We start from the raw sequence: 22926 nt of genomic DNA, 5'->3' as shown, positions 1-22926 counted from the left end.
CGGCGGTAGGGCGAGGGGTGGGGCATCCATGCTGGGAGCGATAGGACTCGACGAGCGCCAGGAGTCCGCGTACCGGGCGCTGGTCGCGCTGGGCGCGGCCGAGGTGACCGACCTCGCGCACCGGCTCGCCCTGCCCGAGCGGGACACCGAGCGGGCCCTGCGCCGCCTGGAGTCGCAGGGGCTCGCCGCCCAGTCCTCGGCGCGCACCGGACGCTGGGTGGCGGCGCCGCCCGGGGTGGCCCTTGGCGCCCTCCTCACCCAGCAGCGCCACGAACTGGAGCAGGCAGAGCTGGCGGCGAAGCTGCTCGCCGAGGAGTACCGGGCGGAGGCGGCCGAGGCCGCCGTGCACGACCTGGTCGAGGTGGTGACCGGCGCGAGCGCCGTCACCCACCGCTTCCTCCAGCTCCAGCTGGGCGCGCAGGAGGAGGTCTGCGCCCTGGTGACGGGCAAGCCGATCGCGGTCTCCGGCATGGAGAACGACGCCGAGGAGCAGGCCGCCGGGCGGGGGGTGCGCTACCGGGTGGTCATCGAGCGCGAAGTGCTCACCCTGCCGTCCGGGCTGCTCGAACTCTCGGCGGCGCTCAGCCGCGAGGAGAAGATCCGGGTCGCCGACCGGGTGCCGACGAAGCTGGTGGTCGCCGACGGGAACCTGGCGATGGTGCCGCTGACCGGCCGGGGCGCGGAGCCCGCGGCGATCGTCGTGCACGCGAGCGGGCTCCTGGAGTCACTGATGGGCCTGTTCGAATCGGTCTGGCGGGAGGCGCTGCCGCTGAGACTCGGCGCGGGCGCGCAGATCACCGAGGACGAGGCTCCGGGCCCGGACGTCATGGACCTGGAGATCCTGTCGCTGCTGCTCGCCGGGATGACGGACGCGAGCGTGGCGAAGCAGCTGGACCTGGGGCTGCGGACGGTGCAGCGCCGGGTGAAGGGCCTGATGGAACTGACCGGGGTGACGACCCGGCTGCAGCTCGGCTGGCACGCGTACGAGAAGGGCTGGGTGGCCCGCGGCTGACCCCGCCGTACTCCGTCCGTCCGCCTTGACCTGCGGGAACACCCGGATTCCGGCACCCTGGGCACATGAGCGTGTGGCAGCTCCTGCTGGTCGCGACGGTGATGCTGCTCGGGCTGTTCGGGGTACTGGCCCCCGGCGTGCCGGGGACGTGGCTGGTGTGGGCGGCGATGCTGTGGTGGTCGCTGCACGAGCGGACCGACCTCGCCTGGATCCTGCTGGCCTCCACGACGGGCCTGCTGCTGCTCACCCAAGTGGTCGTCTGGCAGTTGCCGGCGCGCCGTTTCCGGGGGGTGGGCATCACCCGGCGGATGGTGGCGTACGCGGGGGTGGGCGCGCTCCTGGGCTTCGTGCTGGTCCCGGTGATCGGCGCGATCCCCGGCTTCGTCGGCGGTGTCTACCTCTCGGAGCGGCTCCGGCTCGGCGGACACGGCCAGGCCCGGGCGGCGACCCGGACGGTGATGCGGGCCGCGGGCACCAGCGTGCTCGTCGAGCTGTTCTCCTGTCTGCTGATCGTGGGGGCGTGGGCGGGCGCGGTCCTCTGGGGCTGAAAGGTCGCAAGGGCCGGTCCTAGGACCGTGGAGGGAGCGGGATCGGTCCCGCCGCCGATCCGCCGGGGGCCTCGCGGCACCATCCTGGGGCCATGAGGGATTTCGAGGGCTTCAGCGAGGCGGAACGCGCCTATCTCACCGGTGGCCGGCAGCTCGCCCGGATGGCCACGGTCGACCCGTCGGGTCAGCCGCAGGTCAACCCCGTCGGCTTCTTCCCGCAGGAGGACGGCACGGTCCTGGTGGGCGGGCTCGCCATGGGCCGTACGAAGAAGTGGCGCAACCTGCGGGAGAACCCGAAGGTCGCGCTGGTCGTGGACGACCTCGCGAGCACCCGCCCCTGGCGGGTGCGGGGCGTGGAGATCCGGGGCGAGGCGGAGCTCCTCGTCGGCCCGCACGCGCTGGGCCCGCACTTCAGCGAGGAGGTCATCCGGATCCATCCGCGCCGGATCCACAGCTGGGGCCTTGAGGAGCCGCCGGGAGCGGCGTCCTGAGGTAGCGGGCGGCGTACGAGCGCCAGGGCCGCCACTCCTCCGCGTTCGGGCCGTCCGCCAGGGGCACGTCGGGGTCGCCGAGGGCCCGCATCCGGATCAGGGCCGCGGCCTCGGCGCTCACGCCGGGAACGGCGAGCAGCGCCCGCTCGGCCTCGTCGCGGTCGGCGCCCGGATCGAGGCGCACCTCCCCGTCGGCGAGGGCGCGGGCCAGCGGGCCCGCGACCGGGTGGCCGGTCAGCGCCCGGGGCTCCGGGAAGACGTGGGTGAGGCTGCCGCAGCCGGTGGCCAGCGGGGTGCCGTGCTCCTCGACGACCCGGGCGGACTCCGCCGCGCCGAGCAGCGTCCGCAGCGCGAACTCCTCCGGTTCGGCCGTCCCCGGGGACCGTACGCCGGGCCGGGCGGCCACCTCGGCGGCGAGCCCGGGGGCCGACCCGAGGCGCTCGGCGACCGCGTACGGGTCGGCGTCCAGGTCGAAGAGGCGGCGCAGCCGGTGCACGGCGGTGGTCAGGTCGCGCAGCTCGGTGAGGTGGATCCGGGCCTCGAGCCAGCGCCCGGCGGAGCGCTCGTCGACGGAGACGACCCCGGTGCCGTACGGCAGCCGGAGGGTGCGCCGGTAGGTGCGGGCGCCGGGAGCGCCGACGACCTCCTCGACGCGGGGCACGGCCTCGGCGGCGAGCAGCTCGAAGACCTCGCCCGCGGCGTACGGCCCCCGGTGGGCGAGCCGCAGCGGCACCCCCGCGGCCAGGGCGGTGCGGGCTCCCGCGCCGCTGCCCGCCTCGGCGCGCAGCGCGCTGGGGGTGCGGGCGTAGACGGCGCGGATGGTCTCGTTGAACTGGCGGACGCTGGCGAACCCGGCCGCGAAGGCGATCTCGGTCACCGGGAGCCCGGTGGTCTGGAGGAGCAGCCGCGCGGTGTGCGCCCGCTGGGCGCGGGCGAGCGCGACGGGCCCGGCGCCGAGCTCGGCGGTGAGCTGTCGCTGCACCTGCCGGGTGCTGTAGCCGAGACGTCCGGCGAGGCCGGGGACGCCTTCGCGGTCGACGACGCCGTCGCCGATCATCCGCATGGCGCGCCCGACGACATCGGCCCGGACGTCCCAGGCGGCGGAGCCGGGCACGGCGTCCGGGCGGCAGCGGCGGCAGGCCCGGAAGCCGTGGCCCTGGGCGGCGGCGGCCGTCGGGAAGAAGGCGACGTTCTGCCGTTTGGGGGTGACGGCGGGGCAGCTGGGACGGCAGTAGATGCCGGTGGTGCGGACGGCGAAGAAGAACTCGCCGTCGAACCGCGCGTCCCTGCTGCTGACCGCCTCGTAGCGGGTGTCGTCGTCCGTCACGTCTCCCAGTGTGCGACGGCCGACGACCCCCGGCTCGCGGTTTTCGGACACGACGCTGGTGGCGGGGGACGCTCCCTCTCCCTCGCGCGCCCGCTACCGGACCGGTCCGCGCGCGTGGCGGGGAGGGGCGCTCCCCCGCACGCCGCTACCGGACCTGTCCGCGCTTCATCGCCAAGGCGCGGCGGCCCTCGGCGCCCTTCCGCTTCCAGTCCTTGAGGATCTCGGTGCGCAGCCGGGCGTCGGTCTTGGCCACGATCCGCTGGTTCTCGCGGAGCAGCTTGCGGTAGCTCTCCAGGCGTCGCACCGGGAGCGAGCCGTCCTCGATCGCCGCGGCCACGGCGCAGCCGGGCTCCGACTCGTGGGCGCAGTCGTGGAAGCGGCACTCCGCGGCCAGCTCCTCGATCTCCGAGAAGACCTGGCCGACACCGGTCTCGGCGTCCCAGAGGCCGACTCCGCGGAGCCCTGGGGTGTCGATGAGGACTCCCCCGCCCGGCAGGACGAAGAGGTTGCGGGTGGTCGTGGTGTGACGGCCCTTGCCGTCGACGTCACGGGCCGCCTGGACGTCCATGACGTCCGCGCCGACCAGCGCGTTGGCGAGGGTCGACTTTCCGGCGCCGGAGACGCCGAGCAGCACGGTCGTGCCGCCGGCGACCACCGCGGACAGCACGTCGAGTCCCTCGCCGGTGGTCGAGCTGAGGGGCACGACCTGGACGCCGGGGGCGACCGTCTCGACGTCTTCGACGAGGTAGGAGAGGCCGACCGGGTCGGGCACGAGGTCGGCCTTGCTGAGGACGACGGTCGGCTGGGCGCCGGACTCCCACGCCAGGGCGAGGAAGCGCTCGATCCGGCCGAGGTCCAGCTCGACGGCGAGCGAGACCGTGATGACCGCGTGGTCGACGTTGGCCGCGAGGATCTGCCCCTCGGACCGCTGGGAGGAGGTCGACCGCGCGAAGGCGGTACGACGCGGCAGGCACGCCCGGACGTAACGGGGATCGCTGACGCCCTCGGGGTCGACAGCGGCCCAGTCACCGGTACAGATGACCCGGAGCGGATCGTGCGGAGTCACGAACGCCGTGTCGGCGCGCACGACCCCGCCGGCGGTGGCGACGTAACACTGACCGCGGTCGACCCGGATCACCCGGCCGGGGAGAAGTCCCTGGGCGGCGTAGGGGGCGAACTCGGCCTCCCAGCCCGCGTCCCAGCCGTACGCGGCGAGCGGGTGCTGGGCATCGGAGGAGGAAGACGCGTGGAACGAGGTGTGGAACAAGGGGAACCCTTCGAAGGGGCGGCCCCGGCGGCGCGCTCCGAGCGCGCGGTTTCGAGTGAGTGTCAGCCGGAGGCCACAGGGGTGGGAACGATGAACTCCTGAATGCGGGCAGAGCCCGTCACCGTGACAGTCATCAATGTCCTCACCTCCTGCTTCTTCTCAACACACAGACACCGATCCCCCGACGAGGACACAGCCGCGCCGTGGAACGAGCAGAACCCTAGCCCCCTCCGAGGCGCGGCACCACCGATTAAATCCGGGGCTTCCCGGCTCGCGTGGTGAACTCAGCTCAGTGGCGATTTCCCATGCAGTCGACACGAGGGAAAACGCACCCAGCTCGGGCAGGTCTGCCAGCCGAAAGTCCGATCCTCCGGCGTCGGCCCGCGACCTGCCTGGGCTGCCGCCTTGCGGCCGGCCAGGCCGTCGTCCCCGCCCTCGGCGATCAGAAGGCGTGGAGGTACACCCGCGCCTTGCCGCCTGCCAGGTCGTACACGTAGACGTCGATCCACTGGACGCTGCTACGGCGGTGGTCCTTCACGCATGGCGGGCACACCCCTGCCCAACGGGCACCCTTCAGCGTCTGCGGTTCTGGCAGCCCCAGGTGCCCGAAGAGTTCCTCATCCGGCGGGAGATCCACTGCCTTGGTGCGGATCGGCTTCTCTGTGCGAAGGTCTTCCGCGATCTGGACGGCCGTGTTCGCGTCTGTGACGAAGGAGAGGAGGTAGACGTCCTCCTGCGGGTTCGCCTGAACCGCACCGTTCACTTCCGTCGCGCCCGCCGGCACGACGACCTTCATGAAGTCGGCGACCTCGGGGGCGCCAACTCCCAGCTCCCAGTACGGGTAGGGGTCGCGTGTGGCACGGTCTCGGTCGGATGTGGAGCAGGAACTCAAGAGCAACGAGGCGGCCAACACCATCAGGAGGCGTCGAGTGGTCTTGTCCGGCATCTTCACCTGTTCTCGTCATCGCCTCGCGAAACGCGGTCGGCGCACACGAACGTTGAAGGGGTGGCCCCGGCGGCGCTCCGAGGGCCGTAGGCCCCTTTCGGTTACGTGGGCGGATTCCTGTCGTCCTGGGTGGACTCGCGGTCGCGGGTGTCGGTGTCGGGCTCGGCGTTCTTTCGGTCGGGGACGACGGCGTCTTTCGCTTCGCGGCGGGCAGCGCTGTCGCCGCTTTCCCCGGGGGCTTCGGACGGGGGCGTCGGGCGGTTCTGTTCGCGGTCGGTCATGAGGTGTTCCTTTCGTGCCGTGCGGGCGGATGCCCAGCTGCGTCTGCCCCGTCCTCGGCACGCTTACTCGGTCGGCCCGGCTACACACGGCCCCGCGGGAAAGGCGCGGACCGTGAGGACGGAACGTGCCGCTGCGGGAGGACCGGTTCGATGAGCCAGGAGACGACGGGCCCGGAGCCCTACCGGCGGGCGGCGGACTACATCGCCGCCGTCCTGATCCACCTGCGCGAGAACGTGCTGCTCAAGGAGCCCTTGCGCCGGGAGCACCTCAAGCCGCGGCTCCTCGGCCACTGGGGGACCTGCCCCGGCATCAACCGGGTGTACGCGGCTCTCGACCGGCTGGTCCTGGAGCGGGACGCGGACGTCCTGCTCGTGACGGGACCGGGGCACGGCGCTCCGGCCGTGCACGCGAACCTGTGGCTGGAGGGCACGCACGCGGACGTCGATCCCGCTCTGGGACGCGACGGGGCGGGCCTGCGCGAGCTCAGTCGTCGTTACTGCGCGCCCGACGGTTTCCCCAGCCACCTCTCCCCTGCGGTGCCGGGCACCCTCCACGAGGGCGGCGAGCTCGGGTACGCCCTGTCCACCGCCTTCGGCGCCGCCCTGGACGCCCCCGGGCGGCTGGTGGCCTGCGTCGTCGGCGACGGAGAGGCGGAGACCGGCCCGACCGCGGGGGCCTGGCACGCGTCCAAGTACCTGGACCCGGCCACCAGCGGGGCCGTGCTGCCGTTCCTGCACCTCAACGGCTACAAGATCTCCTCCCCGACCGTGTTCGCCACCATGTCCGACAGCGAACTGACCCACCTCTTCCGCGGCTACGGCTGGGATCCGCGGATCGTGGACGTCACGTCCGATCCCGGCGACGAGAGCCTGGTGGAGGCGGTGGCCGACGCCCACTCCGCGATCACCGCGATCCAGCGGCAGGCGCGCTCCGGGACAGAGCCCTCCCCACGGCCGGCCTGGCCGATGATCGTGCTGCGCAGCCTCAAGGGCGAGGGCGCCCCCGTCGAGGTCGAGGGCAGGCGCATCGAGGGCACGTTCCACTCCCATCAGGTGCCGCTGGCCGACGTCCACGACGATCCGGTCCAGCTCCGCGCGCTGGAGGCGTGGCTGCGTTCGTACCGTCCCGAGGAGCTCTTCGACGAGGACGGCCGGCCGGTCCCGGAGGTGACGGCCGGCTGTCCCGAGGGACGGCGCCGCATCGGCATGCAGCCGGCGGCCGACGGGGGCCGGCTGCGCCGGCCTCTCGACCTGCCTCCGCTGGCTCCGTACGCCGTCGGCCTCGGCGAGGGACGCGGCCGGAGCCCGGCCGGCCCGACCGAGGTGCTCGCCGAGTGGCTGACGGAGATCATGCGCCGGACCGCCGGGCGCCGCGACTTCCGCATCGTCTCGCCCGACGAACTCGCCTCGAACAAGCTGGACGCCGTGCTCCGGGCCACCGGCCGTGCCTGCACGTGGCCGGTGGAGGGGTACGCCGAGGACCTGTCGCGGGACGGCCGGGTCATGGAGGTCCTCTCCGAGCACACCTGTCAGGGCTGGCTCCAGGGCTACCTCCAGAGCGGCCGGCACGGCCTGTTCCCCACGTACGAGGCGTTCGCGTCCGTCGTGGACAGCATGCTCAACCAGTACGCCAAGTGGCTGAAGATGTCCGGCGAGGTCCCGTGGCGCGCGCCCGTCAGCAGCCTCACGTACCTGCTGACCAGTGAGGGCTGGCGCCAGGAGCACAACGGGTACAGCCACCAGGGGCCCGGTTTCATCAACAACCTGATCACCAAGAAGAGCACGGTGACCGGCGTCTACCTGCCCCCGGACGCCAACACGCTGCTGGTCACCATGGAGCGCCTCCTCGACGAGACCGGGAAGGTCAACGTCGTGGTGGCGGGCAAGCACGAGGCCGCGCAGTGGCTCGGCCTGGACGAGGCACGGGCGCACTGCGCCGCCGGGGCGTCCACGTGGGCGTGGGCCTCGCACGAGCGGGGCGAGGAGCCGGAGCTGGTCCTCGCCTGCGCCGGCGGCATCCCCACCGTCGAAACCCTGGCCGCGGCCCAACTGCTGCGCGAGGACCTGCCCGACGCGTCGATCCGGGTGGTCAACATCGTGGACCTGTGCGCCCTCGCGCCCGCCGACCGGCACCCGAACGGCATGCCGGACGACCGCTTCCGCGCGCTGTTCGGCACGGACACCCCGGTGGTGCTCGATTTCCACGGCTACCCCTCGGCGGTGCACCAGCTCCTGCACGGCCGGCCGCGCCCGGACCGCTTCCACGTGCGGGGTTACGTCGAGGAGGGGACCACCACCACCCCGTACGACCTCCTCGCCGCCAACGGCACGTCCCGCCACGACCTCGCCCTCACCGCGCTGGAGCATCTCGCGGCCCGCCACCCGCGGGCGCCGGAACTCGGCGACCGCTACGCGGCCCACCGCGACCGGCTCCGGGCGGAACTGCGCCGGACGGGCGAGGACCCGGCGGAGATCACCACCTGGCGGTGGGGCGGGTGACGCGCGGCCCCGCCTGGCCGTGGGGTGGGTGAGGCGGGTGAAGCGCGGCGGTGCGCCCCGGCCGGGAAAAGAGGCGGCCTCCTGACGCGGCGGTGCGCCGGGGCCGCTCGCGGCGGTGCGCCCCGGTGGCCGGGAACAGGGACGGCCCCCTGACGCGCCTGGGCGCCGGGGGCCGCTCCTGTTCGCCCTGGGGCCGCGCGGCGGCTCACCAGGGCGGTGTCAGGGCCGTTCGCGCTTGTCGCGCAGGGAGTCCTGGACGCCGCGGGCACGCTCCTCGGCCTTGGCCATGGCCTCCTTCGCCTTGCCCTTGACCTGGTCGCCCTTGCCCTCGGCCTTCATCCGGTCGTTGCCGGTGACCTTGCCGACGGCCTCCTTGGCCTTGCCCTTGGCCTGATCCATCTTTCCCTTGTCAGCCATGCTGCTGCACTCCCTGTGTGTGGGGATCTCGGTGAGGCCCAAACTAGGCGATGTCGGACTTTCGCGCGCTTCGAGCCGCATGTGGCCGAACCCGCCTTTGCGGGGCGCGATCCCGGGTAGGCGCCGACCATGAACCTTGCAACCGTGCTCGCCGCCGAGGGAAGTCCGTCCCTGCTGCTGATCCTCGTCGGGGTGGTCATCGCCGCCCTGCTGATCGGCGCCTTCTGGTGGGGCAGCCGCCGCGCCGCCCGCCGCCGGAACACGGCCGGCGCCGCTCCCCGTTCACGCGCCGGCTCGTGGCGCACCCCGGACCGGGACCCGGACGAGTGACGCCCGCGCCGCCGCCCCAGGGGTGGGCCGACGGGTTCCGGGTAGCCATCACTGCATGAACGAGACAGAGCATTGGAAACCCGGTGAAATCGTCCCCCTGAGCGGCATCTACGCCTGCGACTGCGGCAAGGAACATCTGTGGAGCAAGAGCACCGATGTCCGTGGCCACCGGTTCCCGCCGCTGCCCTACGACTGTTCGGGTCAGAGCTGGACCCTGCGCACGCAGGCGCATCCCGACGCCGACGCCGGCTGACGGACGGCTGTGGTGCGCCTGAGGACCAGCGACCCGCATGCGCCGGGGTGGCGCCGGGTGCGGCACGGCCGGGGGTTCCGGTACCTGGACGCCGACGGCCGGCCGCTCCCCGCGGCCGACCGCGAGCGGGTCCGCGCCCTGGTGATACCGCCGGCCTGGCGGGGCGTGTGGGTCTGCCCCTGGCCGAACGGCCACATCCAGGCGGTGGGGACGGACGACGCCGGGCGCCGCCAGTACCTCTACCACCCCGACTTCCGTGCCCGGCGGGAGGCCGCCAAGCACGCGCACGTGCAGGAGGTGGCGCGCTCGCTGCCGCGGCTGCGCAGGCGGGTGGCGCGCGACCTCGCCGGTCGCGGCCTCACCAGGACCAGGGTGCTGGCCTGTCTGACCCGGCTGCTCGACCTGGGTTTCCTGCGCATCGGCGGGGAGCGGTACGTGCACGAGAACGGGAGCTACGGCCTCACCACGTTGCTGCGGGAGCACGCCAGCTGCCGGAACGGGGAGATCCGGCTGGACTTCCCCGCCAAGTCGGGCAGGACCGTCACGCGGACGCTGGTGGACGAGCAGGCCCACGCGGTCGTACGGGCCCTGCTGCGGCGGAAGGATCCGGGCCCGAGGCTGTTCGCGTACTGGGAGCACGCGGCGTGGCACGAGGTCCACGCCGAGGACCTCAACGCGTACCTGCGCGAGCGGGCGGGCGAGGACGTCACCGCCAAGGACTTCAGGACCTGGTACGCCACCGTGCTGGCCGCGGTGGCCCTGGCCGTCTCCGAGAGCACCTCCGACGCGTCCACCGCCCGGCGGAAGAAGGTCGTGGCCCGTGCCGTGCGCGAGGTGAGCGGCTACCTGGGGAACACGCCCGCCGTCTGCCGCGCGTCATACATCGATCCGCGCGTCGTCGAGCGGTACGAGGACGGGAGGACCGTCGCCGCGGCCCTCGGGAAACTCGGGGAGGACGGCCTCTTCGGCCGTCCGGCCACGCACGGCGCCGTCGAGCGCGCCGTCCTGGAGCTCCTGCGGGACGACGACCTGTGACTCCGCGGGACGACGACCGATGACCCGGCCGGCCTGCGAGGGCCGCACGACGACGACCGGTGACCCCGCCGGCCTGCGAGGGCCGCGGGGTCACCGGGGGCGCCGGCGGTGTGACCGATCCGGTCAGTGGCCGAGGGCCCGCTTGAGTTCGGCCTTGTCCATCTTCGAACGGCCGTCGATGCCCCGCTGCTTCGCCTCGTTGTAGAGCTGCTCCTTCGTCGGGCCCTGGGACCCGCTGTGCGAGCGCTGTCCGCCCCGCTTGGACGAGGACTTGTCCTGGGTCGACGAGCGGCTGGAGGTCTTCGACTCCCCGGAGCGGGCGCGTTCCTTGTTGACCGTGCGCGAGGCGATCTCCTTCGCGCGCTTGGTGCTCTCGCCGCGCTGTTCGGCGCTCTCCTTGATGTGCTCGTACTGGCGTTCACGCTTGGGACTGGAACCACGAGGCATGGTGACTGGACTCCTTCACTCGACTCGGTGCGAGAGCTCCGGCGGATGCGTCGGACCCCGTACGGCGGCTGCCCGGCCGGGGCGACATCATTCAGTCCCGGTCCAGAAGTCGACCAAGGTGCCCCGGCCGGGAGCCAGCCCATCCCAGCCGCCGGCGAGGTCCACGACGACGACACCCGCCGTGGGGAACCCCGCCCTCAGCCGTTCCAGCAGCTCCGGCGGTCCCTGGCCGCACAGGCCCGCTGCCAGTTGGTGGAGACCGGGATTGTGGCCGACGAGGGCGAGAACGCCGAGGCCCGCGCCGTGGTCGGCCAGCGTGGTGACCAACTCGTTCGGGGCGGCGTTGTAGAGGCGCTCGTCGTACACGGTGGGCGGCGGGTCCGTCAGCTCAGGCTCGACGAGCCGCCACGTCTTGCGGGCCCGCCGGGCCGGCGAGCACAGCACCAGCTCCGGCCGGTACGGGGACCGCTCCAGCCAGCGGCCGGTCTCGGCCGCGTCGGCGCGCCCCCGGGGGCTCAGCTTCCGGTCGAAGTCCTCGGTGCGGCCCTTCGGCTCCGCCTTCGCGTGGCGCACCAGCAGCAGCCGGGCGCCGGGCCCCGCACCGGCGGAGCCCGTTCCGGGAAGATCGGTTTCCGGTGACATCCTTCGATCGCCTCCTCGGAGCGCCGGGGTCAGACGGCCAGGGTGATGGCGTAGGCGAGGAAGAACAGGGCGACCAGCACGGCGAGCAGACAGATCAGGATGAGCGGCCCCTTGCCCCAGCCTCGTGAGAGCGGCCGATACGGGCCGGCGCCTGAGCCGGTGCTGGACTCCCCTGCGGGGGTTTCGCCCGGTGGGACGCGGCCTCCGCGCGGGCCGGGGTCGGATGCCGGGTTCGACGGGGTCGTCATGACGCGCACCTCCTAGGAGCGGCCCGGCCTTCCCGCGCGGCGACGCCGTCGCGGCCTGGGGCCCGGGGGCCGGTATGCGGCGGCTACCCCCGGCCCGCCCGATCACGCCCCGGCGGGCCCGGGGCGCGTGGCGCTCCGGGTCCGCCCCGCGTCACTCCTTCTCCCAGCCGGAGTGGAGGCGGGCCTTCACGTCGTCCGGGGGCAGGAACTTGGACCAGCGCTCGGGGAACTCGGAGGGCATGTCCGGGTCGTCCTCGTCGACGTCCTCGGCCTCGGCACGCACGCGTGCGACGAGTTCCGCCGCCTGGACGGCACGGGCCCGCTCATTGGCCTCGCGGGCGGCGGCCGTGGCCACCGAGGGCCAGACGCGGTCGATGGCGGCGTTCACGGCGGCGCCGACGAGGACGGCGAAGGCCGAGATGCCGATCCAGAGGAGGACGGCGATGGGGGCGGCGAGGGAGCCGTAGATCGTCGGTCCCTCGACCTGGCTGGTGAGGTAGATCCGCAGCAGGAAGCTGCCGAGGACCCACATCCCGAGCGCGACGAGCGCGCCGGGGATGTCCTCGATCCACGGCGATCTGACGGGCACGGACACGTGGTAGAGCGTGGTCAGGAAGGCGATGGAGAGCAGGATGACGGCCGGCCAGTAGAGGACGGAGACGACTTCCGTGCCCCAGGGGACGAGTTCGACGACCCGGTCGGGGCCGACGACCGCCAGGGGCAGCACGATGGCTCCGATGAGCAGCGCCACGATGTAGAGCAGCAGGGCGAGGAGCCGGGTCTTGACGATGCCCCGGTGCCCGTCGAGTCCGTACATGACGGTGATGGTGTCGATGAAGACGTTCACGGCGCGCGAGCCCGACCAGAGGGCGATCGCGAAGCCGAGGGAGATCAGGTCGGGCCGTTTGCCCTGGGTGATGTCGTCCAGGAGGGGTTCGGCGATCTCGCGGACGCCCCGGTCGGAGAGAACCGTTCCGGCCGCGTGGAGGATGTTCTCCCGGATGCTGGCGACGGTGTCCGTGTTGGTCCAGTCGTCGGCGTAGCCGAGGACCGCGATCAGACCGAGGAGCAGCGGCGGCAGGGACAGCAGGGTGAAGAACGCGGCCTCGGCGGCGAGGCCGAGGATCCGGTACTCGATGCACGAGTTGACGGTGTCCTTGAGGAGCAGCCAGACCATCTTCCGCTTGGAGACGTTGCGGTAGAGGACGCGCGCGCGGTGGAGTCTGCTCCAGGGCCGCCGCTCGGGCCGATCGGGTGTTTCGCTTGCTGCCTGCACCTGCTTACCGTATCGGCATGGCAGCGAGCACCCACACCGTTACCAACCAGGCTCCACCCCTGGTGGGACACGACGTCTTCACGAGCGACCGGGCGCTGGCGGAGGCGGTCGAACGGCACCTCGCGCCCGAGCTCCTGACGGAGGTCCGCGGGGACCTCACCGTCCTCGGCCGGGCGGCCGGTTCGGCGCAGCTCCAGGAGTGGGGGGAGCGGGCGAACGCGAACCCGCCGCGGCTGCGCACCCACGACCGGTACGGCCACCGGATCGACGAGGTCGAGTTCGATCCGGCGTGGCACCGGCTGCTCGGCAAGTCCGTGGAAGCCGGTCTGACCGATGCCTGGGGCCGGCCGGGCGGCCATGTGCGGCGGGCCGCCGGTTTTCTGGTGGTGTCCCAGGTGGAGGCGGGTCACGGCTGTCCGCTGTCGATGACGCACGCCGCGGTGCCCGCGCTGCGCGCCGAGCCGGAGCTGGCGGAGGTCTGGGAGCCGGCGGCCCTCTCGCACGTGTACGAGCGGGAGCTCGGTCCGGTCGCGGAGAAGCCAGGTGTGCTGCTCGGGATGGCCATGACGGAGAAGCAGGGCGGCAGCGACGTCCGGGCGAACACGACGGAGGCGCGGCCGCTCGCGGCGGACGGGGAGTACGTCCTGACGGGGCACAAGTGGTTCTGTTCGGCGCCGATGTCGGACGCCTTCCTGGTGCTCGCGCAGGCTCCGGCGGGGCTGACCTGTTTCCTGCTGCCGCGGGTCCTCGCGGACGGCTCGCGGAACGCCTTCGCGATCCAGCGGCTGAAGGACAAGCTGGGCAACCGTTCGAACGCCTCCGCCGAGGTGGAGTTCGACGGGACGACGTGGGCGCGCCGGGTCGGCGAGGAGGGCCGTGGGCTGCGCGTGATCATGGGCATGGTGGCGGCGACCCGGGTCGACTGCGTCCTCGGTTCGGCGGCGCTGATGCGGCAGGCGGTGGCGCAGGCCGTGCACCACTGCGCGCACCGGGAGGCGTTCGGCGGCCCGCTGGCCGAGAAGCCGCTGATGCGGAACGTGCTCGCCGACCTCGCTCTGGAGTCGGAGGCGGCGACGGTGCTCGGCATGCGTCTGGCGGCGGCCTACGACACCGGTACGCCCCAGGAGCTGGCGCTGCTCCGGATCGCCGTGCCCGCCGCCAAGTACTGGGTGACGAAGCGGTGTACGCCGGTGGTGGCGGAGGCCCTGGAGTGCCTGGGCGGCAACGGCTACGTGGAGGAGTCGGGGATGCCCCGGCTGCTGCGGGAGTCGCCGCTCAACTCGGTCTGGGAGGGCTCGGGGAACGTGCAGGCCCTGGACGTGGTCCGGGCGCTGCGGACCGAACCCGCCGCGCTGGACGCGTTCCTCCGGGAGGTCGGGGCGGCGCGCGGCGCCGACCACCGGCTCGACCGGGCGATCCGGGGCGTGCTGACCGAGCTGGCGGATCTGGAGGGGATCGAGGCGCGGGCCCGGCGGCTCACGGAGCGGCTCGCGCTGGTCCTCCAGGGGGCGCTGCTGGTGCGGTGGGCGCCGCCGGAGGTCGCGGACGCGTTCTGCGCGGCGCGGCTCGGCGGGGACGGGGGCGCGGCGTTCGGGACGCTGCCGCACTCGCTGGACCTGCGGGCGCTGGTGGAGCGGGCGCGGGTGGAGGCCTGAGGCGACTGCCGTCCGCGAGTACGGCGTACGGCAGCACGGCAGTACGACAGCACGGCAGTACGCCGTACGCCCGTGTGTCCGTACGGCCGCGGAAGCTTGCCGCGCGTGCCAGGGGTGGACCCGGAGGGGTCGGCACGCACGGAAAAGCGGGGGTGGTGCTGCGCCGACACGGCACCACCCGCCGCTCGCACCAGCTTCGCCCAGGGGGCCGGCCGGGGACCAGAGTTGCAAAGGGTTGCAGGATTACCCGAACCGGGTCTCGCCGGACGGTTCCGAACGGCACGATGGGCACCGACACTCCGGACATCTGCCCTGTGCAGAACCGATACAGCACGCCGGGTGGCTGGGAGAACCGATGAATAACACGCAGCTCGACATGAAGCGCCTCGCCGCCATGGACGCCGCCCAAGCCACCCGGCTGCTGCACCGGGTGCGCGAGGAAACCCTCGCCGGCCGCACGCCGCCGATCGCCCCCCGCGCGGTGATCGACGCCTCCTGGCAGCGGATGGCCCGGCTCGGGCTCGACCCCGACCAGGGCACGAACAGCGTGCTGCTCCAGCGGGACGAGCTGGAGGAGCGGCGCAGGACCACGCTCCTCTCCGAGGTCATGCAGACGCTGAGCGGCGGACTCGCCGGCATCGCCGACACCTCGCTCCAGATCATGGTGGTCACCGACGAGCACGGCCGGGTGCTGTGGCGGCAGGGGAACCTCGCGGTGATGCGGCAGGCCAACGGCATCTGCCTGGAGGAGGGCGCGGCCTGGACCGAGCACACCACCGGGACCAACGCGGTCGGCACGGCCCTCGCCACGGGGCGCGCGGTCCAGGTGCACTCCGCCGAGCACTACGTCCAGGCGCTCCACAACTGGACCTGCGCCGCCGCGCCGGTCCACGACCCGCGCGACCGGCGGCTGCTCGGCATCCTCGACGTGAGCGGCCCGGCGTCGAGCTTCCACCCGGCGATGCTGGCCCTGGTCGGCTCGGTGGCGCAGCTCGCCGAGGCCGAGATGCGGGAGCGGCACCTGAGGTCGATCGAGCGGCTGCGGTCGGTGGCCGCGCCGATCCTGTGCCGGGTGGGCGGCCGGGCGGTCGCGGTGGACACCCACGGCTGGACGGCGGCGGTGACCGGGCTCGCGCCGGTGGACCGCATCCCGCTGCCGAAGACCTTCCGCTCGGGCCGGCTGTGGCTGCCCTCGCTCGGCCTGTGCGCGGTGGAGCCGCTGCCGGGCGGCTGGCTGCTGCGGGTCGAGGAGGAGACGCCGGCGGAGGAGCCGGGCGCGGCGGCGGCGAGCCGGGTGGTGCTCGACCTGAGCCGGCCGCGCCGCTGGACGGTGTCCGTCTCGGGGGCGGCGGGCAGCTGGCAGCAGGAGCTGAGCCCCCGGCACGCGGAGCTCCTCTACGTCCTGGCGCTGCACCGGGACGGGCGGAGCGCGGCGGAGCTGGCGGACGACGTGTTCGGCGACCGTACGCGGACGGTGACCGTCCGGGCGGAGATGTCCCGGGTGCGCCGGAACCTGGCTGGGGTCCTGGCGCACCGCCCGTACCGCTTCCGCGAGGAGGTCGCGGTGGAAGTGCTGCGCCCGGAGAACCCGGCGGACCTCCTCCCGCACTCGCTGGCTCCGGCGGTGCGGGCGGGGGCGAGCACGTAGCGGGCGCGACCGGCGGGTGTCCACCATGTGGACGAGTGTCTTCCGGCGGGGCCCCGACGGGGCTCCCCCGGCCCCCGCGACCTCCGACCCCTCTGGGAATCCGGCGCTCCGCATGATGCGATGACCCCATGAGCATCACTCTCACCACCTGGTCCCTCGAACAGACCTCGCCGTCCGACCTGCGTCCCGCCACCCCGCCGGAGGGCGACGACGTGGTGGTCCGGCGCGCCGAGGTGCCCTCGGCGGAGTTCAGCCGCTTCCTCTACACCGCGGTCGGCGGCGACATCCGCTGGTCCGACCGGCTGTCGCTGACGTACAAGCAGTGGCAGGAGATCGTGGAGAAGCCGGGTGCCGAGATCTGGGTGGCGTACGACAGGGGGACGCCGGCCGGGTACGTGGAGCTGGACCCGCAGGACGACGGCACGGTGGAGATCGTCTACTTCGGCCTGATCCCGGCCTTCCGGGGGCGCCGGATCGGCGGCCACCTCCTCTCGTACGGCGTGGCGCGCGCCTGGGACCTGGCCGAGCGCTGGCCGGACCGGGAGCCGACGAAGCGCGTCTGGCTGCACACCTGCTCGCTCGACGGCCCGCACGCGATGGCCAACTACGAGCGCCGGGGCTTCCGGCTCTTCGACACCAAGGTCGAGGAGGTCGAGGAGACCGAGACGCCGGGGCCGTGGCCGGGTGCCGACGTCTGAGAGCGCGCGGTACGGACCGTCGCGGACCGGTGAAGGGGCCCTGATCAGGGCCCCTTTCGCGTGACCCGCGTCACGCTGTCTCGTAGAACGAGACGACAATGTCCGCATCCTGGACGATGCTGGACTGGGTCCAAAGTCCCGTGACACGCTTCCGTCATGTCTGGAACTGGAATTGCCTTGGTGAGTCGGCGGCACGTCGACCTCGGCCGCATGTCCAGCGCCATCTGTCCGGCGCGCTGAGAGAACCAGCACCGCCGCGATCACTTTTCAGCACGACTCTGCCCGACCCTGCTGCGCACTGACGCGCCACCCTCCGACCTGAGCGCCAGTGTGCAGGTCAGAGCCGCCCTCTCGCAGTCCCGAAGGACAAGACGCCATGGCCGCCACCCCGGAAAACCCCACTCCCGCCGCCGCACGCCGCAAGACCGGGCGCCACCGTGGCGAGGGTCAGTGGGCCGTGGGGCACTTCACCCCCCTGAACGGCAATGAGCAGTTCAAGAAGGACGACGACGGTCTCAACGTACGGACACGTATTGAGACGGTCTACTCGAAGCGCGGATTCGACTCCATCGACCCCAACGACCTGCGCGGACGCATGCGCTGGTGGGGCCTCTACACCCAGCGCAAGCAGGGTCTGGACGGCACCAAGACGGGTGTCCTGGAGCCGGAGGAGCTGGACGACGAGTACTTCATGCTCCGGGTGCGGATCGACGGCGGCCGGCTGACCACCGAGCAGCTCCGGGTCATCGGCGAGATCTCCGAGGAGTTCGCCCGTGGCACCGCCGACATCACGGACCGGCAGAACGTCCAGTACCACTGGATCCGCATCGAGGACGTCCCCGAGATCTGGAACCGCCTGGAGGCGGTCGGCCTGTCCACCACCGAGGCCTGCGGCGACACCCCGCGTGTCATCCTCGGCTCCCCGGTGGCCGGCATCGCCGCCGACGAGATCATCGACGGCACGCCCGCCATCGACGAGATCTACCGTCGGATCGTCGGCAACAAGGACTTCTCCAACCTGCCCCGCAAGTTCAAGTCCGCGGTCTCCGGCTCGCCGCAGCTCGACGTGGCGCACGAGATCAACGACATCGCCTTCGTCGGCGTGCACCACCCGGAGCACGGCCCCGGCTTCGACGTCTGGGTCGGCGGCGGTCTCTCCACCAACCCCAAGCTGGGCGTCCGCCTCGGCGCCTGGGTCTCCCTCGACGAGGTCCCGGACGTCTACGAGGGCGTCATCTCGATCTTCCGCGACTACGGCTACCGCCGGCTGCGCAACCGCGCCCGGCTGAAGTTCCTCGTCGCCGACTGGGGCCCGGAGAAGTTCCGCCAGGTCCTGGAGGACGAGTACCTCCGGCGCAAGCTGACCGACGGCCCCGCCCCCGAGCAGCCCGCGGGCCAGTGGCGCGACCACATGGGCGTGCACCGGCAGAACGACGGCCGGTTCTACATCGGCTTCGCCCCGCGCGTCGGCCGGGTCGACGGCGCCACGCTCACCAAGATCGCCGCTCTGGCCGAGCAGCACGGCTCCGGCCGGCTGCGCACCACCGCGGACCAGAAGATGATCCTCCTCGACGTCGAGGAGGCCCAGCTCGACTCGGCGGTCGCCGCCCTGGAGGCCCTCGACCTGCGGGTGAACCCGACCCCGTTCCGGCGCGGCACGATGGCCTGCACCGGCATCGAGTTCTGCAAGCTCGCGATCGTCGAGACCAAGGCCCGCGGCGCCTCGCTCATCGACGAACTGGAGCGCCGCGTCCCGGACTTCGACGAGCCGCTGACGATCAACATCAACGGCTGCCCGAACGCCTGCGCCCGCATCCAGGTCGCCGACATCGGCCTCAAGGGCCAGCTGGTCCTTGACGGGGACGGCAACCGGGTCGAGGGCTACCAGGTGCACCTCGGCGGCGCGCTCGGCCTGGAGGCCGGTTTCGGCCGCAAGGTCCGCGGCCTCAAGGTCACCGCGGCCGAGCTCCCGGACTACGTGGAGCGGGTCCTCAAGCGCTTCCAGGCGGAGCGCGAGACCGGCGAGCGCTTCGCCACCTGGGCGGCGCGCGCCTCGGAAGAGGCGCTGTCATGAGCGAGCGTGCCGCCCCGTTCTTCTGCCCCTACTGCGGCGACGAGGACCTGCGTCCGAACGAGCAGGGCCACGGCGCCTGGGAATGCAGCGCGTGCAGCCGAGCCTTCCAGTTGAAGTTCCTGGGGCTCCTCGCCCCCGGAACTTCGGGCAACACCCCTGGAGGGAAAGAGATATGACGACGACTCAGGCAACCGCCGCGGCCGACCTCAAGGCACTCGCCGAGCAGGCCGGCCGCGATCTGGAGGACGCCTCCGCGCTGGAGATCCTCCGCTGGGCCGTGGACACCTTCGGCGAGGGCTTCTGCGTCACCTCCTCCATGGAGGACGCCGTCGTCGCCCACCTCGCCTCCCGGGTCAGGCCCGGCGTGGACGTCGTCTTCCTCGACACCGGCTACCACTTCGAGGAGACCATCGGCACCCGTGACGCCGTGGACGCCGTCATGGACGTCAACGTCATCACCCTGACCCCGCGGCAGACCGTGGCCGAGCAGGACGCCGAGTACGGCCCGAAGCTGCACGACCGCGACCCCGACCTCTGCTGCGCGCTGCGCAAGGTCAAGCCCCTCGAAGAGGGCCTGACCCGGTACGGCGCCTGGGCCACCGGACTGCGCCGCGACGAGTCCCCGACCCGGGCGAACACCCCGGTCGTCGGCTGGGACGAGAAGCGGCAGAAGGTCAAGGTCTCCCCCATCGCCCGCTGGACGCAGGACGACGTCGACGCCTACGTCGCCGAGCACGGCGTCCTGACCAACCCGCTCCTGATGGACGGCTACACCTCCGTCGGCTGCGCCCCGTGCACCCGCCGCGTCCTGGAGGGCGAGGACGCCCGCGCCGGACGCTGGGCGGGCCGCGCCAAGACCGAATGCGGGCTGCACGGATGACGGACACTCAGAACTTTCAGGAGAAGCACGTGACGGGCGCCACCATCTGGCTCACCGGCCTCCCGAGCGCCGGGAAGACCACCATCGCGTACGAGCTGGCCGGCCGGCTGCGCGCGGAGGGCCACCGGGTCGAGGTGCTCGACGGCGACGAGATCCGCGAGTTCCTCTCGGCGGGCCTCGGCTTCAGCCGCGAGGACCGGCACACCAACGTGCAGCGGATCGGCTTCGTCGCGGAACTCCTCGCCTCCAACGGCGTGAAGGTCCTCGTCCCCGTCATCGCCCCGTACGAGGACAGCCGCGAGGCGGTGCGCAAGCGCCACGCCGCGGAGGGCACCCCGTACGTCGAGGTGCACGTCGCCACCCCGGTCGACGTCTGCTCCGTACGTGACGTGAAGGGGCTCTACGCCAAGCAGGCCGCGGGCGAGATCAGCGGTCTCACCGGCGTCGACGACCCGTACGACGAGCCGCGGAACCCCGATCTGCGGATCGAGTCCCACACCCAGACCGTGCAGGAGTCGGCAGCGACGCTCCACGAGCTGCTCACCGAGAGGGGTCTCGCATGACCACCGTGGCTCATGTTCACGACAGTACGGACAGCCCGTTCGCGCTGTCGCACCTCGACTCCCTGGAGTCCGAGGCCGTCCACATCTTCCGTGAGGTGGCGGGCGAGTTCGAGCGGCCGGTGATCCTGTTCTCCGGCGGCAAGGACTCCATCGTCATGCTGCACCTGGCGCTGAAGGCCTTCGCCCCCGCGCCGGTCCCCTTCACGCTGCTGCACGTCGACACCGGGCACAACTTCCCCGAGGTCCTCGAGTACCGCGACCGCGTCGTCGCCCAGCACGGGCTGCGGCTGCACGTGGCCTCCGTGCAGGAGTACATCGACGCCGGAAAGCTGCGCGAGCGCCCCGACGGCACCCGCAACCCGCTGCAGACCGTCCCGCTCACCGAGGCGATCCAGCAGCACCGCTTCGACGCAGTCTTCGGCGGCGGCCGCCGCGACGAGGAGAAGGCCCGCGCGAAGGAGCGGGTGTTCTCGCTGCGCGACGAGTTCTCCCAGTGGGACCCGCGCCGCCAGCGCCCCGAGCTGTGGCAGCTCTACAACGGCCGCCACGCGCCCGGCGAGCACGTCCGCGTCTTCCCGCTGTCCAACTGGACCGAGCTCGACGTCTGGCAGTACATCCAGCGCGAGAAGATCGAACTCCCGGCGATCTACTTCGCCCACGAGCGCGAGGTCTTCGCCCGCAACGGCATGTGGCTGACCGCCGGCGACTGGGGCGGCCCGAAGGAGTCCGAGACGACTCAGACGCGGCTGATCCGCTACCGCACCGTCGGCGACATGTCCTGCACCGGCGCCGTCGACTCCGACGCCACCACGCTGGACGCCGTGATCGCCGAGATCGCCGCCTCCCGGCTCACCGAGCGGGGCGCGACCCGCGCCGACGACAAGATGTCCGAGGCCGCGATGGAAGACCGCAAGCGCGAAGGGTACTTCTAATGAGCACGTCCACCGAGCAGCTGTCCGAGCAGCTGGCGGCCACCACCCTGCTGCGCTTCGCCACCGCCGGCTCCGTCGACGACGGCAAGTCCACCCTGGTGGGCCGGCTCCTCCACGACTCCAAGTCGGTCCTCGCCGACCAGCTGGAGGCCGTGGAGCACGCCTCGCGCTCCCGCGGCCAGGAGGCGCCCGACCTGGCGCTCCTCACCGACGGTCTGCGGGCCGAGCGCGAGCAGGGCATCACCATCGACGTGGCCTACCGCTACTTCGCGACGCCCCGCCGCCGCTTCATCCTCGCCGACACCCCCGGGCACGTGCAGTACACCCGGAACATGGTGACCGGCGCGTCCACCGCCGAGCTGGCCGTGGTCCTCGTCGACGCCCGCAACGGCGTGGTCGAGCAGACCCGCCGGCACGCCGCCGTCGCCGCGCTCCTCCGGGTGCCGCACGTCGTCCTGGCCGTGAACAAGATGGACCTGGTCGACTACCAGGAGCCCGTCTTCGCCGCGATCGCCGAGGAGTTCACGACGTACGCCTCCGAGCTCGGCGTCCCGGAGATCACCGCGATCCCGATCTCGGCGCTGGCCGGCGACAACGTGGTGGAGCCGTCCGCGAACATGGACTGGTACGGCGGCCCGACGGTCCTGGAACACCTGGAGACCGTCCCGGTCAGCCACGACCTGACGGCCTGCCACGCGCGCTTCCCCGTGCAGTACGTGATCCGCCCGCAGACCGCCGAGCACCCCGACTACCGGGGCTACGCCGGTCAGATCGCGGCCGGTGCCTTCCGGGTCGGCGAGCAGATCACCGTCCTGCCGTCCGGGCAGACCTCCACGATCACCGGGATCGACGCGCTCGGCGCGTCGGTGGACATCGCCTGGGCACCGCAGTCGGTCACCATCCGGCTCGCCGACGACATCGACATCTCGCGCGGCGACCTGCTCGCCCCGAGCGGTGACGCCCCGCCGACCACCCAGGACATCGAGGCGACCGTCTGCCACGTGGCGGACCAGGCCCTCTCCGTCGGCCAGCGGGTGCTGCTCAAGCACACCACCCGCACGGTCAAGGCGATCGTCAAGGAGATCCCCTCGCGGCTCACCCTGGACGACCTCTCCCAGCACCCGAACCCGGGTCAGCTGGTCGCCAACGACATCGGCCGGGTCGTCGTGCGCACCGCCGAGCCGCTCGCGCTCGACGCGTACGCGGACTCCCGCCGCACCGGTTCGTTCCTGCTGATCGACCCGGCGGACGGCACCACGCTCGCGGCCGGCATGGCCGGCGATTCCTTCGCGACCGCCAAGGCCGTCGCGGTCGTCGAGGACGAAGAAGGATGGGACTTCTGACATGAGCGAGAACGTCTACGACACCTTCGCGAAGGAAGGCGGCCGGGTGGGCTCCGGCGCCCTCGGTGCGGGCATGGGAGGCGTCGCGCGATGTGCGTGCTGACCTCGACGCGC

General features: G+C 72.5%; 26 protein-coding genes. 17 read left to right on the top strand and 9 right to left on the bottom strand.

Annotated features, from left to right (window positions below; genetic code table 11):
- The first annotated feature begins 28 nt into the window (after window positions 1-28).
- The 3 genes from DEJ43_RS29795 (at window position 29) to DEJ43_RS29785 (ending at window position 2051) form a co-directional block, all read left to right on the top strand.
- Complete coding sequence (locus tag DEJ43_RS29795) at window positions 29-1012, top strand: helix-turn-helix transcriptional regulator (RefSeq protein WP_015037120.1); 984 nt, start codon at window positions 29-31, stop codon at window positions 1010-1012.
- A 65-nt stretch (window positions 1013-1077) separates the two neighbouring features.
- Window positions 1078-1560 carry a DUF456 domain-containing protein gene (locus DEJ43_RS29790; RefSeq protein ID WP_015037119.1) on the top strand — a complete coding sequence of 161 codons (483 nt, stop codon included), beginning with the start codon at window positions 1078-1080 and terminating at the stop codon, window positions 1558-1560.
- A 92-nt stretch (window positions 1561-1652) separates the two neighbouring features.
- Window positions 1653-2051 carry a PPOX class F420-dependent oxidoreductase gene (locus DEJ43_RS29785; RefSeq protein WP_015037118.1) on the top strand — a complete coding sequence of 133 codons (399 nt, stop codon included), beginning with the start codon at window positions 1653-1655 and terminating at the stop codon, window positions 2049-2051.
- Here DEJ43_RS29785 and DEJ43_RS29780 read toward each other — a convergent pair.
- The 4 genes from DEJ43_RS29780 to DEJ43_RS29765 form a co-directional block, all read right to left on the bottom strand.
- On the bottom strand, window positions 1984-3378 hold the full coding sequence (locus DEJ43_RS29780; RefSeq protein ID WP_041664342.1) for a DNA-3-methyladenine glycosylase 2 family protein: 1395 nt from the start codon (window positions 3376-3378) through the stop codon (window positions 1984-1986). The genes DEJ43_RS29785 and DEJ43_RS29780 overlap by 68 nt on opposite strands.
- Before the next feature lie 145 nt (window positions 3379-3523).
- Window positions 3524-4645 carry a ribosome small subunit-dependent GTPase A gene (rsgA, locus tag DEJ43_RS29775; protein WP_015037116.1) on the bottom strand — a complete coding sequence of 374 codons (1122 nt, stop codon included), beginning with the start codon at window positions 4643-4645 and terminating at the stop codon, window positions 3524-3526.
- A 442-nt stretch (window positions 4646-5087) separates the two neighbouring features.
- Window positions 5088-5591: a hypothetical protein gene (locus DEJ43_RS29770; RefSeq protein ID WP_041664341.1), complete on the bottom strand. Its 504-nt coding sequence runs from the start codon at window positions 5589-5591 to the stop codon at window positions 5088-5090.
- Between the two features lie 101 nt (window positions 5592-5692).
- Window positions 5693-5872, bottom strand: coding sequence for a hypothetical protein (locus tag DEJ43_RS29765; protein ID WP_015037113.1), 180 nt, complete (start codon window positions 5870-5872; stop codon window positions 5693-5695).
- Window positions 5873-6022: 150 nt separating this feature from the next.
- On the opposite strand from DEJ43_RS29765, the gene DEJ43_RS29760 reads away from it, so the two are divergent.
- Window positions 6023-8371, top strand: coding sequence for a phosphoketolase family protein (locus DEJ43_RS29760; RefSeq protein ID WP_015037112.1), 2349 nt, complete (start codon window positions 6023-6025; stop codon window positions 8369-8371).
- A 219-nt stretch (window positions 8372-8590) separates the two neighbouring features.
- Here DEJ43_RS29760 and DEJ43_RS29755 read toward each other — a convergent pair whose 3' ends face one another.
- Window positions 8591-8788: a CsbD family protein gene (locus tag DEJ43_RS29755; RefSeq protein WP_015037111.1), complete on the bottom strand. Its 198-nt coding sequence runs from the start codon at window positions 8786-8788 to the stop codon at window positions 8591-8593.
- Window positions 8789-8917: 129 nt separating this feature from the next.
- On the opposite strand from DEJ43_RS29755, the gene DEJ43_RS29750 reads away from it, so the two are divergent.
- Genes DEJ43_RS29750 through DEJ43_RS29740 form a run of 3 tightly spaced genes read left to right on the top strand, consistent with a single transcriptional unit; the run spans window position 8918 to window position 10406 of the window.
- On the top strand, window positions 8918-9118 hold the full coding sequence (locus DEJ43_RS29750; RefSeq protein ID WP_015037110.1) for a DUF6479 family protein: 201 nt from the start codon (window positions 8918-8920) through the stop codon (window positions 9116-9118).
- A 55-nt stretch (window positions 9119-9173) separates the two neighbouring features.
- Window positions 9174-9371, top strand: coding sequence for a hypothetical protein (locus DEJ43_RS29745; protein WP_015037109.1), 198 nt, complete (start codon window positions 9174-9176; stop codon window positions 9369-9371).
- 12 nt (window positions 9372-9383) lie between these two features.
- A complete protein-coding gene (locus DEJ43_RS29740) occupies window positions 9384-10406 on the top strand; it encodes a DNA topoisomerase IB (RefSeq protein ID WP_041663042.1) in 1023 nt (340 codons plus the stop codon).
- A 123-nt stretch (window positions 10407-10529) separates the two neighbouring features.
- On the opposite strand, the gene DEJ43_RS29735 is transcribed toward DEJ43_RS29740, so the two are convergent.
- The 4 genes from DEJ43_RS29735 to DEJ43_RS29720 form a co-directional block, all read right to left on the bottom strand.
- Window positions 10530-10853 (bottom strand): hypothetical protein, encoded by a 324-nt coding sequence (locus DEJ43_RS29735; RefSeq protein ID WP_015037107.1) that lies wholly within the window; start codon window positions 10851-10853, stop codon window positions 10530-10532.
- A gap of 87 nt (window positions 10854-10940) precedes the next feature.
- Window positions 10941-11495, bottom strand: coding sequence for a SixA phosphatase family protein (locus DEJ43_RS29730; RefSeq protein WP_015037106.1), 555 nt, complete (start codon window positions 11493-11495; stop codon window positions 10941-10943).
- Between the two features lie 29 nt (window positions 11496-11524).
- Window positions 11525-11743, bottom strand: a complete 219-nt coding sequence (locus DEJ43_RS29725; protein WP_015037105.1) for a DUF6480 family protein — start codon at window positions 11741-11743, stop codon at window positions 11525-11527.
- Between the two features lie 151 nt (window positions 11744-11894).
- The gene (locus DEJ43_RS29720; protein ID WP_015037104.1) at window positions 11895-13019 is read right to left on the bottom strand and encodes a YihY/virulence factor BrkB family protein; all 1125 of its coding nucleotides are present in this window, start codon (window positions 13017-13019) and stop codon (window positions 11895-11897) included.
- 17 nt (window positions 13020-13036) lie between these two features.
- Here DEJ43_RS29720 and DEJ43_RS29715 point away from each other — a divergent pair, with 17 nt between their 5' ends.
- The 10 genes from DEJ43_RS29715 to DEJ43_RS29675 all read left to right on the top strand — a co-directional run bounded on the left by DEJ43_RS29715 (window position 13037) and on the right by DEJ43_RS29675 (window position 22812).
- Window positions 13037-14674, top strand: coding sequence for an acyl-CoA dehydrogenase family protein (locus DEJ43_RS29715; RefSeq protein WP_015037103.1), 1638 nt, complete (start codon window positions 13037-13039; stop codon window positions 14672-14674).
- Window positions 14675-15029: 355 nt separating this feature from the next.
- A complete protein-coding gene (locus tag DEJ43_RS29710) occupies window positions 15030-16322 on the top strand; it encodes a helix-turn-helix domain-containing protein (RefSeq protein WP_015037102.1) in 1293 nt (430 codons plus the stop codon).
- A gap of 128 nt (window positions 16323-16450) precedes the next feature.
- Window positions 16451-17020 carry a GNAT family N-acetyltransferase gene (locus DEJ43_RS29705; protein ID WP_015037101.1) on the top strand — a complete coding sequence of 190 codons (570 nt, stop codon included), beginning with the start codon at window positions 16451-16453 and terminating at the stop codon, window positions 17018-17020.
- 156 nt (window positions 17021-17176) lie between these two features.
- Window positions 17177-17260: a putative leader peptide gene (locus DEJ43_RS38720; RefSeq protein WP_310591794.1), complete on the top strand. Its 84-nt coding sequence runs from the start codon at window positions 17177-17179 to the stop codon at window positions 17258-17260.
- Between the two features lie 136 nt (window positions 17261-17396).
- On the top strand, window positions 17397-19094 hold the full coding sequence (locus DEJ43_RS29700; RefSeq protein ID WP_015037100.1) for a nitrite/sulfite reductase: 1698 nt from the start codon (window positions 17397-17399) through the stop codon (window positions 19092-19094).
- Window positions 19091-19270 (top strand): hypothetical protein, encoded by a 180-nt coding sequence (locus DEJ43_RS29695; RefSeq protein ID WP_071892237.1) that lies wholly within the window; start codon window positions 19091-19093, stop codon window positions 19268-19270. The genes DEJ43_RS29700 and DEJ43_RS29695 overlap by 4 nt, the downstream gene beginning before the upstream one ends.
- The gene (locus tag DEJ43_RS29690; protein WP_015037098.1) at window positions 19267-19974 is read left to right on the top strand and encodes a phosphoadenylyl-sulfate reductase; all 708 of its coding nucleotides are present in this window, start codon (window positions 19267-19269) and stop codon (window positions 19972-19974) included. Before DEJ43_RS29695 ends, DEJ43_RS29690 begins: the two co-directional genes overlap by 4 nt.
- Complete coding sequence (gene cysC, locus DEJ43_RS29685; RefSeq protein WP_181399510.1) at window positions 19956-20537, top strand: adenylyl-sulfate kinase; 582 nt, start codon at window positions 19956-19958, stop codon at window positions 20535-20537. The genes DEJ43_RS29690 and cysC overlap by 19 nt, the downstream gene beginning before the upstream one ends.
- The gene (gene cysD / locus DEJ43_RS29680) at window positions 20534-21469 is read left to right on the top strand and encodes a sulfate adenylyltransferase subunit CysD (RefSeq protein ID WP_015037096.1); all 936 of its coding nucleotides are present in this window, start codon (window positions 20534-20536) and stop codon (window positions 21467-21469) included. The genes cysC and cysD overlap by 4 nt, the downstream gene beginning before the upstream one ends.
- The gene (locus DEJ43_RS29675; RefSeq protein ID WP_015037095.1) at window positions 21469-22812 is read left to right on the top strand and encodes a sulfate adenylyltransferase subunit 1; all 1344 of its coding nucleotides are present in this window, start codon (window positions 21469-21471) and stop codon (window positions 22810-22812) included. The genes cysD and DEJ43_RS29675 overlap by 1 nt, the downstream gene beginning before the upstream one ends.
- Window positions 22813-22926 lie beyond the last annotated feature (114 nt).

Origin of the sequence: Streptomyces venezuelae ATCC 10712 (genome assembly GCF_008639165.1) — a bacterium.
Lineage (GTDB): Bacteria > Actinomycetota > Actinomycetes > Streptomycetales > Streptomycetaceae > Streptomyces > Streptomyces venezuelae.
Note: the sequence above shows the minus strand (reverse complement) of the source record. Positions and strands in the feature narration are given on the sequence as shown.